This window comes from Paenibacillus silagei (assembly GCF_017874735.1).
Lineage (GTDB): Bacteria > Bacillota > Bacilli > Paenibacillales > Paenibacillaceae > Paenibacillus_AQ > Paenibacillus_AQ silagei.
The window spans coordinates 175,859-188,550 of record NZ_JAGGLV010000008.1; the positions used below are offsets into that span (position 1 = coordinate 175,859).

Annotated in this window: 15 protein-coding genes; 8 read left to right on the forward strand and 7 right to left on the reverse strand. The window is 52.1% G+C overall.

Going from position 1 to position 12,692, the window contains the following annotated elements:
- Window positions 1-75 precede the first annotated feature (75 nt).
- From J2Z70_RS14220 to J2Z70_RS14230, 3 genes are all read right to left on the reverse strand, one after another.
- Window positions 76-849: a GNAT family N-acetyltransferase gene (locus J2Z70_RS14220; RefSeq protein ID WP_209873940.1), complete on the reverse strand. Its 774-nt coding sequence runs from the start codon at window positions 847-849 to the stop codon at window positions 76-78.
- 6 nt (window positions 850-855) lie between these two features.
- On the reverse strand, window positions 856-1,662 hold the full coding sequence (murI, locus tag J2Z70_RS14225; protein WP_209873942.1) for a glutamate racemase: 807 nt from the start codon (window positions 1,660-1,662) through the stop codon (window positions 856-858).
- A 147-nt stretch (window positions 1,663-1,809) separates the two neighbouring features.
- Entirely contained in the window at window positions 1,810-1,980 is a 171-nt protein-coding gene (locus tag J2Z70_RS14230) for a hypothetical protein (RefSeq protein ID WP_200869561.1), read from the reverse strand.
- A 96-nt stretch (window positions 1,981-2,076) separates the two neighbouring features.
- Between J2Z70_RS14230 and J2Z70_RS14235 the strand changes: the two genes are divergently transcribed.
- Entirely contained in the window at window positions 2,077-2,604 is a 528-nt protein-coding gene (locus tag J2Z70_RS14235; RefSeq protein WP_209873944.1) for a GrpB family protein, read from the forward strand.
- 8 nt (window positions 2,605-2,612) lie between these two features.
- Here the strand turns inward: J2Z70_RS14235 and J2Z70_RS14240 are convergent, their stop codons facing one another.
- Window positions 2,613-3,773: a C45 family autoproteolytic acyltransferase/hydrolase gene (locus J2Z70_RS14240; RefSeq protein WP_209873947.1), complete on the reverse strand. Its 1,161-nt coding sequence runs from the start codon at window positions 3,771-3,773 to the stop codon at window positions 2,613-2,615.
- Between the two features lie 307 nt (window positions 3,774-4,080).
- Window positions 4,081-4,203, reverse strand: a complete 123-nt coding sequence (locus tag J2Z70_RS33660) for a hypothetical protein (protein WP_268748454.1) — start codon at window positions 4,201-4,203, stop codon at window positions 4,081-4,083.
- Window positions 4,204-4,414: 211 nt separating this feature from the next.
- On the opposite strand from J2Z70_RS33660, the gene J2Z70_RS14245 reads away from it, so the two are divergent.
- From J2Z70_RS14245 to J2Z70_RS14265, 5 genes are all read left to right on the forward strand, one after another.
- Window positions 4,415-6,961 carry a diguanylate cyclase domain-containing protein gene (locus J2Z70_RS14245; protein WP_209873950.1) on the forward strand — a complete coding sequence of 849 codons (2,547 nt, stop codon included), beginning with the start codon at window positions 4,415-4,417 and terminating at the stop codon, window positions 6,959-6,961.
- A 270-nt stretch (window positions 6,962-7,231) separates the two neighbouring features.
- A complete protein-coding gene (locus J2Z70_RS14250; RefSeq protein WP_209873953.1) occupies window positions 7,232-7,912 on the forward strand; it encodes a succinylglutamate desuccinylase/aspartoacylase family protein in 681 nt (226 codons plus the stop codon).
- 99 nt (window positions 7,913-8,011) lie between these two features.
- Entirely contained in the window at window positions 8,012-8,392 is a 381-nt protein-coding gene (locus J2Z70_RS14255) for a GntR family transcriptional regulator (RefSeq protein ID WP_209873956.1), read from the forward strand.
- A complete protein-coding gene (locus J2Z70_RS14260; protein WP_209873959.1) occupies window positions 8,389-9,258 on the forward strand; it encodes an ABC transporter ATP-binding protein in 870 nt (289 codons plus the stop codon). Before J2Z70_RS14255 ends, J2Z70_RS14260 begins: the two co-directional genes overlap by 4 nt.
- Window positions 9,251-9,889 carry an ABC-2 transporter permease gene (locus J2Z70_RS14265; protein WP_209873962.1) on the forward strand — a complete coding sequence of 213 codons (639 nt, stop codon included), beginning with the start codon at window positions 9,251-9,253 and terminating at the stop codon, window positions 9,887-9,889. The genes J2Z70_RS14260 and J2Z70_RS14265 overlap by 8 nt, the downstream gene beginning before the upstream one ends.
- A 97-nt stretch (window positions 9,890-9,986) precedes the next feature.
- On the opposite strand, the gene J2Z70_RS14270 is transcribed toward J2Z70_RS14265, so the two are convergent.
- Window positions 9,987-10,349, reverse strand: coding sequence for a ribosomal protein bL12 (locus J2Z70_RS14270; protein ID WP_245368221.1), 363 nt, complete (start codon window positions 10,347-10,349; stop codon window positions 9,987-9,989).
- 173 nt (window positions 10,350-10,522) lie between these two features.
- Between J2Z70_RS14270 and J2Z70_RS14275 the strand changes: the two genes are divergently transcribed.
- Window positions 10,523-11,476, forward strand: a complete 954-nt coding sequence (locus J2Z70_RS14275; RefSeq protein WP_209873965.1) for an NADP-dependent oxidoreductase — start codon at window positions 10,523-10,525, stop codon at window positions 11,474-11,476.
- Here J2Z70_RS14275 and J2Z70_RS33275 read toward each other — a convergent pair.
- Entirely contained in the window at window positions 11,473-12,075 is a 603-nt protein-coding gene (locus J2Z70_RS33275) for a TetR/AcrR family transcriptional regulator (protein WP_209873968.1), read from the reverse strand. The two genes, J2Z70_RS14275 and J2Z70_RS33275, sit on opposite strands and share 4 nt — an antisense overlap.
- A gap of 159 nt (window positions 12,076-12,234) precedes the next feature.
- Between J2Z70_RS33275 and J2Z70_RS14285 the strand changes: the two genes are divergently transcribed.
- A complete protein-coding gene (locus J2Z70_RS14285) occupies window positions 12,235-12,426 on the forward strand; it encodes a hypothetical protein (protein ID WP_209873970.1) in 192 nt (63 codons plus the stop codon).
- Window positions 12,427-12,692: the final 266 nt, after the last annotated feature.

Here is a 12,692-nt window from a genome sequence, read left to right on the forward strand (position 1 = left end):
TTATAAACTTAGTCATAACCCATACCCCATCGTAAAAAGATGGAGACGATTCCGCAGACCAGTCCGGCGGTCGCATCAATAATTAACCCAGTGCTCCAGCGTAACAGCGCGGGTAAGGCCAATGGATTCGGCGAGGCGGATGGAGGCGAGATTGTTCTCCAGCACCTGGTACCTGGGAATGTAGCCCCGTTTCAGGGTATGGAAGACTGCTGTACGGACTACACGCTGTGCCAATCCCCGCTGTCTGGCAGCTTCTATGGTACGCACACCGCCTATCTCCCAGATTCGCTCCTCATTGCGGTACACGATACATGTACTGAGTGGCGTACCCCCGTCAAATAACGTCACAGCGAACGCCCCGTCTTCAAAATACTGCGTGATCTCCTCTAGCGAATAATCATTCGCCATCCACAGCGGCAGCAGCCGTTCATCGATAGCTTCACTGACCGTGCAGGCCTCATCTGCGCTGAACCCCTGGCCTTCGGCCGAAGAATAAGAATAGAGACTACGGACCCGCCGCAGTGCGAAATACGGTTCCAGCGCCTGACGGTACGCATCCTCCTGAAGCTTGAAGACCAGGTTAGCGTCCCGCGGCAACCGCTTCAGCAGGGCAGGGAAGACCTCAGGACTGCTGTAGTCCATCAGCACAACGGTGTCAGCTTCCGGGTAGGTCCGGTGATCATAGCCGAAGGTGGCGGCAGGCATAAGCAGCAGCACGCTCCACTCCTCCTGCTGTTCAATCAGCACGCTGTCGATCTGAGCGTGATAAGCCGTCATCATTTTGAGCAGCGTAACATTCTTCAGCGGATTCCGGCGTAATTTCTCCATTATGGCTGTATAGTGACTCATGCGGGATCACTCCTTTTTGCTCAGATTAATAGATTGTTCAATGTCATCCAGACGCTTGAACAGGCGCTCATACTTGGATAACAATGCAGGATCGTCTACCTGTACACTGGACCTGTAAAAAAGGATATCACCCGTCCCCTCATTGATCCGTCCCCCTGCTTGAAGAACCTGCTTCAGGTGTCTGGCAGTTCCGAGACTGCCCGAGATGAAGTCGACCGTATCCGGGAATATCTTCCGCAGGCTTCCCTCGAAGTAGGGGAAATGGGTGCATCCGAGAACCACTGTGCTGTACCGCTTAAGGTCCAAGTGTGCCAGCTCACTTTTCAGATAGGGAATGATTCTCTCTTCGTCAAAATCAAAATGCTCCGCAAACTGAACCAGCCCGGGAAGCGGCAGACTATCTACAATCTCCCCGTGATCAATGCGGTGCACCAAATCATGATACTTCTTCTCCTGAAGCGTTAAGCGGGTGGCCAGTACCAACACCTTCTTCTGCTTGCCCTCCGATTGTTCAACCGCAGGCTTGACTGCCGGCTCGATCCCGAGAACCGGAAAGTCATACCGCTGCCGCAGCTCTTCGATCACGATGCTGGTGGCTGTGTTACAAGCGACAACCAACGCTTTGATATGCTGCTTGGCCATGAAATCCACCGCTTGCAGGATGTATTCCCTGACTTCGTTTTTCGTCTTCTCCCCATAGGGCACATGGTCTGTATCTGCATAGAAGAGGTAGTCCTCTTGCGGCAAGAGCTTAAGCGCCTGATGAAGCACGGTTAACCCGCCAATTCCGGAGTCAAAAAATCCAATTCGCATACGTCCACTCTTTCCGTCATTATTAAAAGGATTCTATTATTCTATCATTAGACTTATTGTAGAACTATAGCGCATGGATAAAAGACCAGACTTCCGCCTCTGTTGCCGGAGAGGGAAGCCTGGACAATAAGCATAGCAAAGCTGAAATCAGCTCTCGTTCTTGGTCACGCCGTTTAGACTCGGCACGACATCTGCTGCTTTATCAGGAGTCACCATCTGGGGGATTTCGCTGATGCTGGCGTGATTCTGCTGGTTGTTTTTTGAATCGGCGCGATTGTCTGCACGGTCATGCTTCGGGTCTGCACTATTCTTGGGCATACTGTTCACCTCCGTCTCTGCGGGTTAGTATGAGATAGAGGTTTGTATTTTATTCCAGTGGCGGGTACAGGTTATAGCCGAAGGAGGAGAGGGATTATGGCTGAGAAGACTAAGGTTGTAGAGGTGGTTCCGTATGATCCGGCCTGGAAGGCGGAATATAGCAGAATTGAGAAGCGGATGCTGGAGATCGCCGGAGATCTGATTATCGCAGCGGAGCATGTGGGCAGCACCTCGATTGAAGGACTGTGGGCCAAGCCTGTGATTGATATCGATCTGGTGATGGAGAGCTATGACCAGCTGCCGGAGATCATCCGCAGACTGCAGGAGTTCGGTTATGAGCATCAGGGAAATATGGGCATTGAGGGCCGGGAAGCCTTCAAGAGCAACCGGGATGAAGGATTCATGAAATACCATCTCTATGTATGTCCCAAGGATGGCAAGGGTTATGTGGAGCATATCCTCTTCCGTGATTATCTGCGCAGCCATCCCGCTGCCCGGGAGGAATATCAGGCGGTCAAGCAGCGGCTGGCTGAAGCGTACCGTTATGATATCGATGCGTATTGTGACGGGAAGACCGCGTTTGTGCAGTCTATTTTGCAGAGGGCGTCACAGCATCAAGAGTGAGAGGGAGCTTAGCTGGGACGGGTCCAGAATCCCTCAGCGGAACGCTTGTCCGGCAGCACTGCCTCGTATACACGCATTCCCGCCGGGTCAAGGAACCCGAATGTTCTCCAGCCGTTTAACTGCGGGGAACCGAAACAGATATGCAGCTCGCGGGCTGTGTTGTCACAGACCATGGACCATAAGGTGCCTAAGCCTTCGCTGTAATGGTGACAGCAGATCCCTTCGGGATATTCGCGTCCTGCGGCAGCTTTCATGGCTTCTACAGGATGGATAGCGGTGTTATCGTCCATAAGTGCTGCACGCAGCGCGTCATATCTTGTCCATGAGTTCTCCATGACTTGCTGATTGTGTAGCTGCATGGAGGGCAGGGTGTAATGGTTCGCCGAGAGCACAAGCTGGCTTACGCTTAAGCTGGCAGCAGTAGCAGGATGGTACTGGATCTCTTTCTCGGTACCAGCCGTCTCCACAAGGGCGATGTTCCCCTGGGCGTCAGAGATCAGGAAGTTTCTGTAGTCGGCCACCGGCATGCTGCGCATGAGCTGGACCGCTTCTTCCGCGGTAGTACATTGATCCAGCAAGGCCCGGACTACGCCTGGAAATATAAAGCCCTCCCCGGTCATCTCCGGCCGGACTCTCCCCGAGGTGGTGGTTACGGTAAGTCCTGCTTCATTCATCCCGTCATAACGCCCGAACAGCTGCAGCGCAAAGCCGGTATGCGCCGGTTTGCCCTTCACCCGGGTTGTGCTGAGCAGCAGCTGATTATACGGCTCATCCTCCCAGCCAAAATCATAATTACGCATATGACAGATATGTCCGCTCTGTTCCCCACTTGCTCCAGTTCGGTAGGCTGCCTGTGTGCAGTGGCCCGGTGCCTGAGAATAGGAATAATAGAATACGACATGGGCGGCCTCTACGCCGGTCTCATCGGCGAAGCCTTGAATTTCTTCATTCAAGCCGGGGCAGTAGCGCTCGAAGCTCTCCATGGCTTTGTCTGCAGCATAGGGAGTCAGCGGGGAGGCTCCCATGAAGGGGGAGGACAAGAAGGATAGCATGGCGGAGTTATTCTTATGATGGGCGCCCAAGGCGCGCCCGACCTCATAATGAGTGCCTTCGGTAACGAGATGTGTAAATTGTGCGGTCTTGCGCTGTAACAAGGGATTAGCATCCATGTGAATGTTCCTTCTCTCGGTTATTCTCTGCGCAGAGTAGGTTCATTATAACGGGCGTATAGATCAGGCGGCAAAGCCTGCTGCACCCCAAATCCCCGGATGCGCAGCCAAGCGGCGAAGCGCTGTTATGAATTAGTCACATTTTCACTGGAATAGAAGGAAATACTTGTATTATTGAGGTTTTTAAGGTAAATTATTGGTAAGACTTTCGGATTACAATTCTTCCGGAAGTGCAACCTAATACTTGGTATATGCAAGCCGAAAAGGAGCATTTCCCCCAAATGCTCCTTTTTGCGTGGGCAGGCTGTTAAGGTGCGAATGAAACGGTCTGAAGCACATAGCGGATGAGGAAGAAGGCAATGATCAGTATGGAGAAGGCACTTAGCAGAAAAGAAACAATCTCTCTACCTGAACGTTTGGTTCGCCGCATTACGGTCACCTCGGAGTATAGGAATGGATTAGCCGTCACAGGTTATGCTCTATCCATCCATATTATACATAATTATTCCAAGACTGTAATACAAGCCAAAACAGGCTGTGCAGACCAGACTTATGTTTGTTATTGCTGCCCAAAGTAAGTTAGAATGAACCTACGCCAAAACAGCTTAGAAATCATTTACTTCAATGGAGGCATTGCACCTATGTCAGATTTTAATACAGAACATGAGAATCAGCCGCTGAACCGGACCCTGTTAAATGAAGCCGGGCTGGACCCCAAGGAACCCGTGGATCTTAATAACTGCGAGAAGGAGCCCATCCATATTCCCGGACTTATTCAGCCGCATGGTGTATTGCTGGCCGTAACTCAGGACACAGCTCCTAGGATTGTCCAAGCCAGTCTGAATACGGGTAAGTTATTGGGAACAGCTGCAGAATCACTGTTAGGAACGCCTATGGCTGACCTGGTAGGCCCGGAGCAGCTGAAGATGCTGCTTGAACGCAGTGTGAATGCGAAAGAAACAGCAGATTTACAATATATAGTTATAACGATTAAAGTGGCAGATCAGCCGGAGGACTTCTTCTGCATCATTCACGAAAGTGAAGGTCTGATGATCGTTGAACTGGAGCCTGCCTCCATCGATCAGAGCGACAGCTCCAATGACTTCGACTGGATCCGCACGTTCTTCGGACGGCTGAAGCATACGGCGAACCGTCTCGAAGCCAGCCAGGCCGCCGCCGAGCAGGTGAAGGAGATGCTCGGTTATGACCGGGTCATGATCTACGAATTCGATGAACAGTGGAACGGCAAGGTGATTGCGGAAGCCAAGGAAGAAGGTCTGGAACCGTTCCTTGGCCATCATTATCCTGCGTCTGACATTCCGAAGCAGGCACGTGAGCTGTATCTGCGCAACTGGCTGCGGACAATCGTCGATGTGAACTATCTTCCGGTTCCGATCACCCCGGTGCTGCAGCCGCTTACCGGTAAGCCCTTGAACCTCAGCTTGTCCATCCTCCGTAGTGTGTCTCCGCTCCATATTGAGTATTTGCAGAATATGGGGGTAGGCGCAACGACCACCATCTCGCTGATCAATAATAACAAGCTCTGGGGACTGATCACCTGTCATCACTATTCTCCCAAGTATGTCCCGCACCGTATCCGTAATCTGTGTAATTTCCTGGGTGCCTTCTTCTCGAGTGAGCTGTACCAGCGTCAGCAGCTCGACAATTATCAGACGGAGCTGGAGCTGCGGACCAAGGCGATGAGGATTGTCGATATTTTCACAGGTAACGTCAGCTCTTCCCGGGTGATTGAACAGCTCGGCGATGAAGAGCAGACACTACTGGGGATGATGGAGGCTTCCGGCGCAGCCGTGTGTTATCAGGACAAGCTGATGCTGTTCGGAGTAGCACCCTCCCAGGAGCAGGTGCGGGAGCTTGCCGGCTGGCTGGCAGGGAAGTCGAAGGATTACACCTACTGCACCTCCAGGCTCAGTCTGGAATATGAATCAGCCAAAGCTTACAAGAATAAAGCCTCCGGTGTCATCTATCTCGCCCTGACTCCAGGACACCAGAATTACATGATCTGGTTCAGGCCTGAGGTGGTCGAAATTGTGGACTGGGCCGGAGATCCGGCTAAGGCCGTCATTCAGGAGAATGACGGACAGCGCCTGTCTCCCCGCAAGTCCTTTGAGAAATGGCGGCAGGTGGTTCAGTCCACCTCACTTCCGTGGAGAGAGCAGCATCTTAACATTCTGCCTCAGCTCAAATCTATTCTGCGCGGACAGACCGAGAACCAGCTGCGTCAGGCGGAAGAACAGGCCCTGCAGAATGCCCGCAGTCTGCGCCACAACGAGCAGCGGTATCTGCAGCTGATGGATCTGTCTCCGGTAGCCTTCTTCATGATTACCGATGATGTGATCGCCTACTGCAATAACCGTGCAGTGGAGCTGATAGGTGAAGAGAAAGGAAAATCCCTGATCGGGCAGCCGTTCCTGAACTATGTGCAGGAGTCTTACCGGCCAGCCCTGGAGCAGCACTTCACAGACCTGAGCCAGAATGTGACCCAGTTCGTATCTGATCAGGGACAGTTCGTGAGCAGCGACGGGCAACCGCTGGACGTAAGCCTGAGTCTGGCTTCGGTCATTCATGGCGGCAGACCATCCATTATGGCGGTGCTTAACACTGGAACCGGTACAGAGGCGAAGGGTGAAGCCTATATGGATGCGGCCAATCAGATGCAAAGCTATCTGACGACCGATTCACTAACCGATCTGCCGAACCGCCAGGCCCTTGTGCATGAGCTGGATCAGCGCTGGGAGGATACGCTGAATACCCGGGAACCCTTGCTGCTGCTGTCGATTGATATCGATGATTTCCATTCCTATAATGCGGTACACGGGCTGAAGGGCGGCGATCTTTGCATCCAGTCGGTAGCCGATGTACTGAATATCATCAGCATCACGCACGGCACCTTCGTGGCCCGCTTCAGCGGGGCGAACTTCATCCTCACGATGGCGGGTGCGTCCGCCTCCCAGGCGGAGCAATTAGCCGAGTCCGTCCGTCAAGGTGTCTCCGATCTGCAGATTCCCCGCGACCGCTTTGAAGAGGAAGGGGTGGTCACTGTAAGTATAGGCGGCCTGTTGAAGGTACCGGTTCCCTCTGACCGCCCGTCTGACTTCATTGCCAAGGCGGAGAAGGCTCTTTATGAGGCGAAGTTTGCCGGGAAGAACCAGGTCGTGTTTTATTAGTACCATCGTGTATCCAGAGAAGAAGCCGGATGAGTCCATATTGGACTTGTCCGGCTTTTTTAGATAGAGTTTATATGTTTTGGGGTCCCCGCAAAGTTTTTGAGTCATCACCTACGCTAAAGCTCCACTTTGTGGGGTTATTTTGCTGTCCTATTCGTCCAATCCCCCGCAGGTAATCCGCATACATTACAGAGTAACCGTTGGTGCTGTCCAGAATCTTGTATACCATCATCCACATGATCCGCATTATCCAGAGCGAGGTGAACCGCATTGTCTGTAGAGAAGCATACACTGGCGGCAGGAACGCCCTATGCCACACCTTATTATGTCATTAGCAGCGGCGTCCCCGGACCTGTATTCATGATCATCTCCGGTGTTCACGGCAATGAGCCGGCGAGCAGCCGTGCAGCGCAAGGCATCGCCAGCCGGCTCAGCCGGGGAGATCTGATGCTGCGCTCAGGGAAGCTGATTATCGTCCCGCTGGTGAACCAAATCGCACGGCGCAAGGGGATTCGCGGGAATCCTGACCTGAACCGTACCTTCCCGCGCGGACAAGGTGCCCCGGCCCGTCATCCGTTGTCGGCAGCCGTATGGCAGCTTGCCTTGCGCTACCGCCCTTCGTGGGTGCTGGATCTGCATGAGGCGAACGGGCTGTCCGAGCTGAATTCGAAGCGGGTCGGCCAGACCCTGATCATCAGCCCGGTCAGCCGGGCGCATGGACTGGCGAAGCAAATTGTGAAGCGGATGAATCAGACGATCACGAATAGAGCTTACCGCTTCAACATTCGGCATAGGGAGCGTGCAGGAACTTCCCGGATGGCCTTTCAGCGCCTGCTCGGTGCCCGGGCGGTGACCGTAGAGACCTGCTGGAGCCTGGACTATGCCTTAAGAGTAAGGCTGCAGAGTGAGATCGTCTACCACTTTCTGCGGTCTCAGGGGATGATCGGCTAATTAAGGGGATGACACAAGGGATTGACACAACTGAATATAGTGTATATATTACATATATACACTAGTTACAACAAACACAAAGGAAGCTGATGCTGCTGCATGAATATTGTGATATCAAGTACATCTGGCGAACCGATCTACGCCCAGATTGTGGGGCAGGTCCGCCAGATGATTCTCCAAGGCGAGCTACTCTCGGGTACGCCGCTGCCATCGATCCGCTTACTGGCAAAAGAGCTGCAGATTAGCGTCATTACCACAAAGCGGGCTTATGAGGAGCTGGAGCGGGAGGGGCTGATCAACTCGATTGTCGGCAAGGGATCTTTTGTCTCCGGGGCCGATCAGGAATATATCCGGGAACAGCGGCTGCGGATGGTGGAGGGCAAGCTGAAGGAGATTATTGACGAGAGCAGACAGCTGGGCATGGAATACGCTGAACTCGCGGAGATGCTGAAGCTGCTCTATGAGGAGGAACAGGAATGAGTACTGTAATTGAGCTGAACCATGTAACGAAGAGCTACGACCGTTTTGAGCTTAAGGATATTTCGCTACCCATCAAGGAGGGTTACATTACCGGGCTGATCGGCCCGAATGGCGCAGGTAAGACCTCAATGATCAAGATGATAATGGGCTTGATCTCGCAGGACCAAGGGGACATCCGGGTCTTCGGCCAGAACAACCATCATGAGCAGGCAGCGATTCGGGGGCGGATCGGCTACGTCTCGGATGAGAGCTTTTATTATGAGAATGTGACCGTGAAGCAGATGAAGAATATTATTGCTCCGTTCTATCCAGGCTGGGACAACGATACATATCTGAGATTTCAGGAGCAGTTCAAGCTGTCGCCGGGTAAGAGAATCAAGGATCTGTCGAAGGGGATGAAGATCAAATTCTCGCTCGCCGTAGCCTTGTCCCATGGGGCTGATCTGCTGATTATGGATGAGCCTACTTCGGGGCTTGATCCGATCTTCCGCCGGGAGATGCTGGAGCTGCTCAGTGAGCATATTCAGGATGAGAAGAAGTCGATTCTGTTCTCGACTCATAACACCACAGATCTGGACCGGATTGCCGACTATATTGTATTTATTAACGAGGGACGGATCATCTTCAATGAAATGAAGGAGAGTCTGAGCGAGCGCTATTTGCTGGTCAAAGGCGGGAAAGAACTGCTGGACCGGGATGTACGCCAGTGGTTCGTGGGGTTGCGGGAGAACGGGCTGGGATTCGAGGGCCTGATCAGCAACCGCGCGGAGGGTGAACGTTATTTCAGGGACACCGCAATCTGCGAGACACCTACGCTGGAAGAGATTATGTACTATACGGTAAAAGGGGACGAAGCCCATGCATAATTCCATTGCGTTAATCCGCAAAGACTTCATACTTACCCGGAAGTTCGCTTTGCTGCTGATTCCCTATTTTGTGCTTATGTTATATTCCAATGCACAAGCCTATACGGTATTCTCGTTGTTGCCGGCACTATTGTTGCTGATTAACGCCTGTACCATTGATATGCAGCATAACAACCAGAAGTTTCTGGCCACGCTACCCGTGCCAAGACAACAGCTGATTCAGGCCAAATATATGACGATCATTCCACTCTCGCTATTCAGTCTCATTTGTACCTTAATCATGTACTGGATTGCTGTGACGCTGGGCAAGCTGGACGATCCGCTGCGCTGGAGGGAGCTGGGACTGATTACGGCAGTTATCCCGCTGTTAGCCTCTTTCTATCTCCCGCTGTATTACTGGTTAGGGCAAAAAGGAATGCAGTTCGTCAATGTAGTTTTTATGATGGTCATTATGCTGAGTTTCACTACATTTGGAAGCTTGAACAAGGAATTTCCGGCTCTCGCTCAATGGGTTCAGAACGGTAAAATAGAAAATATGCTGCTCTTAGTCATCGGCGTGCTGGCATACCTGATCATTATTTATGCCTCCTATCTGATTTCGTCGCGAATTTATATGCACAAGGATATTTAGCTTCATTGCCGGTATGAGCTTCATGCCAAGAATGACCTCAGCTTCCACCATCCAGTGGCAGTCTGAGGTCATTCTTTATCATTCACACATGGTTCACTCAGCGGAAGTTCCCGCTCCGTTCCAGGTTCTCTACGAAGTCCTTGGCTTCCTTGAGGCCCAGATTCCGCGCTTCGCGCACGACCTTGATTGCCTGGATCTTCTTGCCCTCGGCTATCAGCAGGCGGATTCTCCGCTCGAGGTCCGGTGCCAGCTCCGGGTTCTGCACGAACATCGGCGCAGGAATATGGCTGGTTCGGCTGAAGGAGGGGTCAGCGGGCATTCCTCCGTAAGGATCTCTTTGATTGAGCCGGGACTCTAGCTCATTCACACGTCTCTTCAGACTGAACACACTCAGCATAAGCAATAGCGCCAGCACCAGAGCCAGAATGGCGATGAGATCGATCGTATCCATATATTCCATAGGCACAACTCCTTCCCTAATTATCTACTACCCGTAAGAAGAAAGAATGAACACTTCAGGCCTGATTGTTGATTGTATCCGCTTGGGCGGGACCCTACAATGAGTTACAGGAACAGTACACATCTTGCTTCAACGGTACGCGGATTCCCAATTCATCTGGAGGAGTGATCGCAGTGAACGAAGCTACACATATGAAGGCGATTCGGATACATCAATTTGGAGGGCTAGAAGAGTTAAGGTATGAGGATGCGCCTATTCCCGTTCCCGCAGCGGACGAGATTCTGATTAAGGTGGCAGGGACCGCATTCAATCAGGCAGATGTCAAAATCCGCAAGGGATACCTGCAAGCTATTTTCCCGCATGAATTTCCTTACATTCCTAACTTTGAGGTGTCGGGTACGGTGGAGGCAGCCGGAGCAGAGGTTACGGACTTTCAGCCGGGCGACAGAGTCTATGCTGCGCTCGATATGTCCCGGGACGGCGCTGCCGCAGAGTATGTGGTCACCAAAGCGCGGTATGCTGCGCTGGCGCCAGTCTCCCTGGAGCTATCCGATGCAGCTGCGCTGCCGATTGGTGTCTTAACCGCATGGCAGGGGTTATTTGATCATGGTAACCTGCCGCAGGGTGGGCGTGTGCTGATTGCCGGAGCCGCTGGCGGGGTAGGCATCTATGCGGTGCAATTCGCCAAGCAGCATGGAGCGTATGTTATAGGGACTTCCTCAGCGGCCAGTATGCCGATGCTTCAGGAGCTGGGGATTGACGAGATTATTGATTACACCAAGGAGAGCGTCACGGACAAGCTGAAGGACAAGGTGGATCTGATCCTCAATCTGTCCCCTGAGAGCACTGAGGTACTCAACACATGGCTGCCGCTGCTAAAAGAGGGAGGAGCGCTGATCTCGGCAGTGAATCCTGCGGACGAAGCGCTGGCAGCGCAGCTTGGAGTTAAGGCACACCGGCTGTTTGCACAAGAGGATCGTACGCTGCTGACGCGGGTTGCAGAGCTGGTGGATGCGGGCAAGCTGAAGCTCTGGATTACTGAGCGTCTGCCGCTGGCCGAGCTGGCTGCCTCCCATGCCATGAGCGAGGCCGGTAAGCTCCGTGGTAAGGTACTGATTACAATTTAAGCCTTCGCGATCAGAGTCGACTGCATGAATAAGACCTCATTATAGATCACCGCCAGCTCCTCCGGAGTATAAGGCATCCCGCTGTGCAGCCATTCTTCCGTAATTCCGAGGAAAATAGACGCCGAATGCGCAGCGAGATACTCTGGAGGAACCGCCGGGTGTTCGGCAAATACGCCATTCATCTCCAGCTTCCGGTAGAAGCTGCGTTTGACAACCTCCTTGAATTGCCCCGGAAATACCGCGTCCCCTTTAGCCCCGAGAAATAACCGGAGCCGCTCGCCGTGCTGCTGCAGATACTCAAGAATATGCACCAGAGGCGGATAGGGTATGCCCTTCAGATAATGCTCCGACATCTCTTCGCGTACGATTTTGACAACCATCACCTGCTCCAGACCTGTCAGTATTTCCCGCTGCAGCTGCTCCAGCAGATCGTATTTATCTGTAAAATGCAGATAGAACGTTCCCCTGTTAATATGTGTTCTAAGCGCCAGCTGGCGTACGCTCACCTTGTGAAATCCTTCCTGCTCCATGAGCTGGAGGAAGTTATCCTCGATCAAAGCCCGGGTTCCCGCTGACATCATTTCATGTATTTCCGCCACGCTGCGCCCACCTCTTCTGTTACATGCTGAATATCAAACACTATCTTTTAAAAATAGGATATTTTCAAATGAAATTCAAATGTTAGCTATGCCAAAGTCTTTCTGTTTACCATAAATGAGATTAAATGGTGTATAATTAAAGGAAAGGGAGGCGATTTTATGTCTGATTTCTTCAATCCGGGACCTCATGCGAATTCGACTGATCCCGGCGGGCACAAAGCCAATCATGACGTTAATGAACAAAAGCTTCATAACGAAGGGCCTCAGGGATTATGGCGGCAGATCTCTGATCTGTTAATTGCCGTAGGTGTTATTGCTTTGATTATTGTTGTATTCATGTGGATTTTTTAACCGAATAGTTTGAACTCATGTTTTTTTCTGCTATAGGACTGCCGTGAATCCAGAGAATGTTTGGCCCTCCGGCCGCTGTCCAATTTGGATTTCCTGATTATAACCGCTCCTCGCGGTAGAAATCCAAATACAGCCTATGCTTACGATGCGAGCTTTCCTGCGGAAAGCTTTCAGGCGGACGCTACGCTCCTACAGTTCCAAAATTCTCCTCCGCCACTTTTCCCCTTCAGTCTATTTTCAAGTTCAACCTAAAATAACAACTCCAA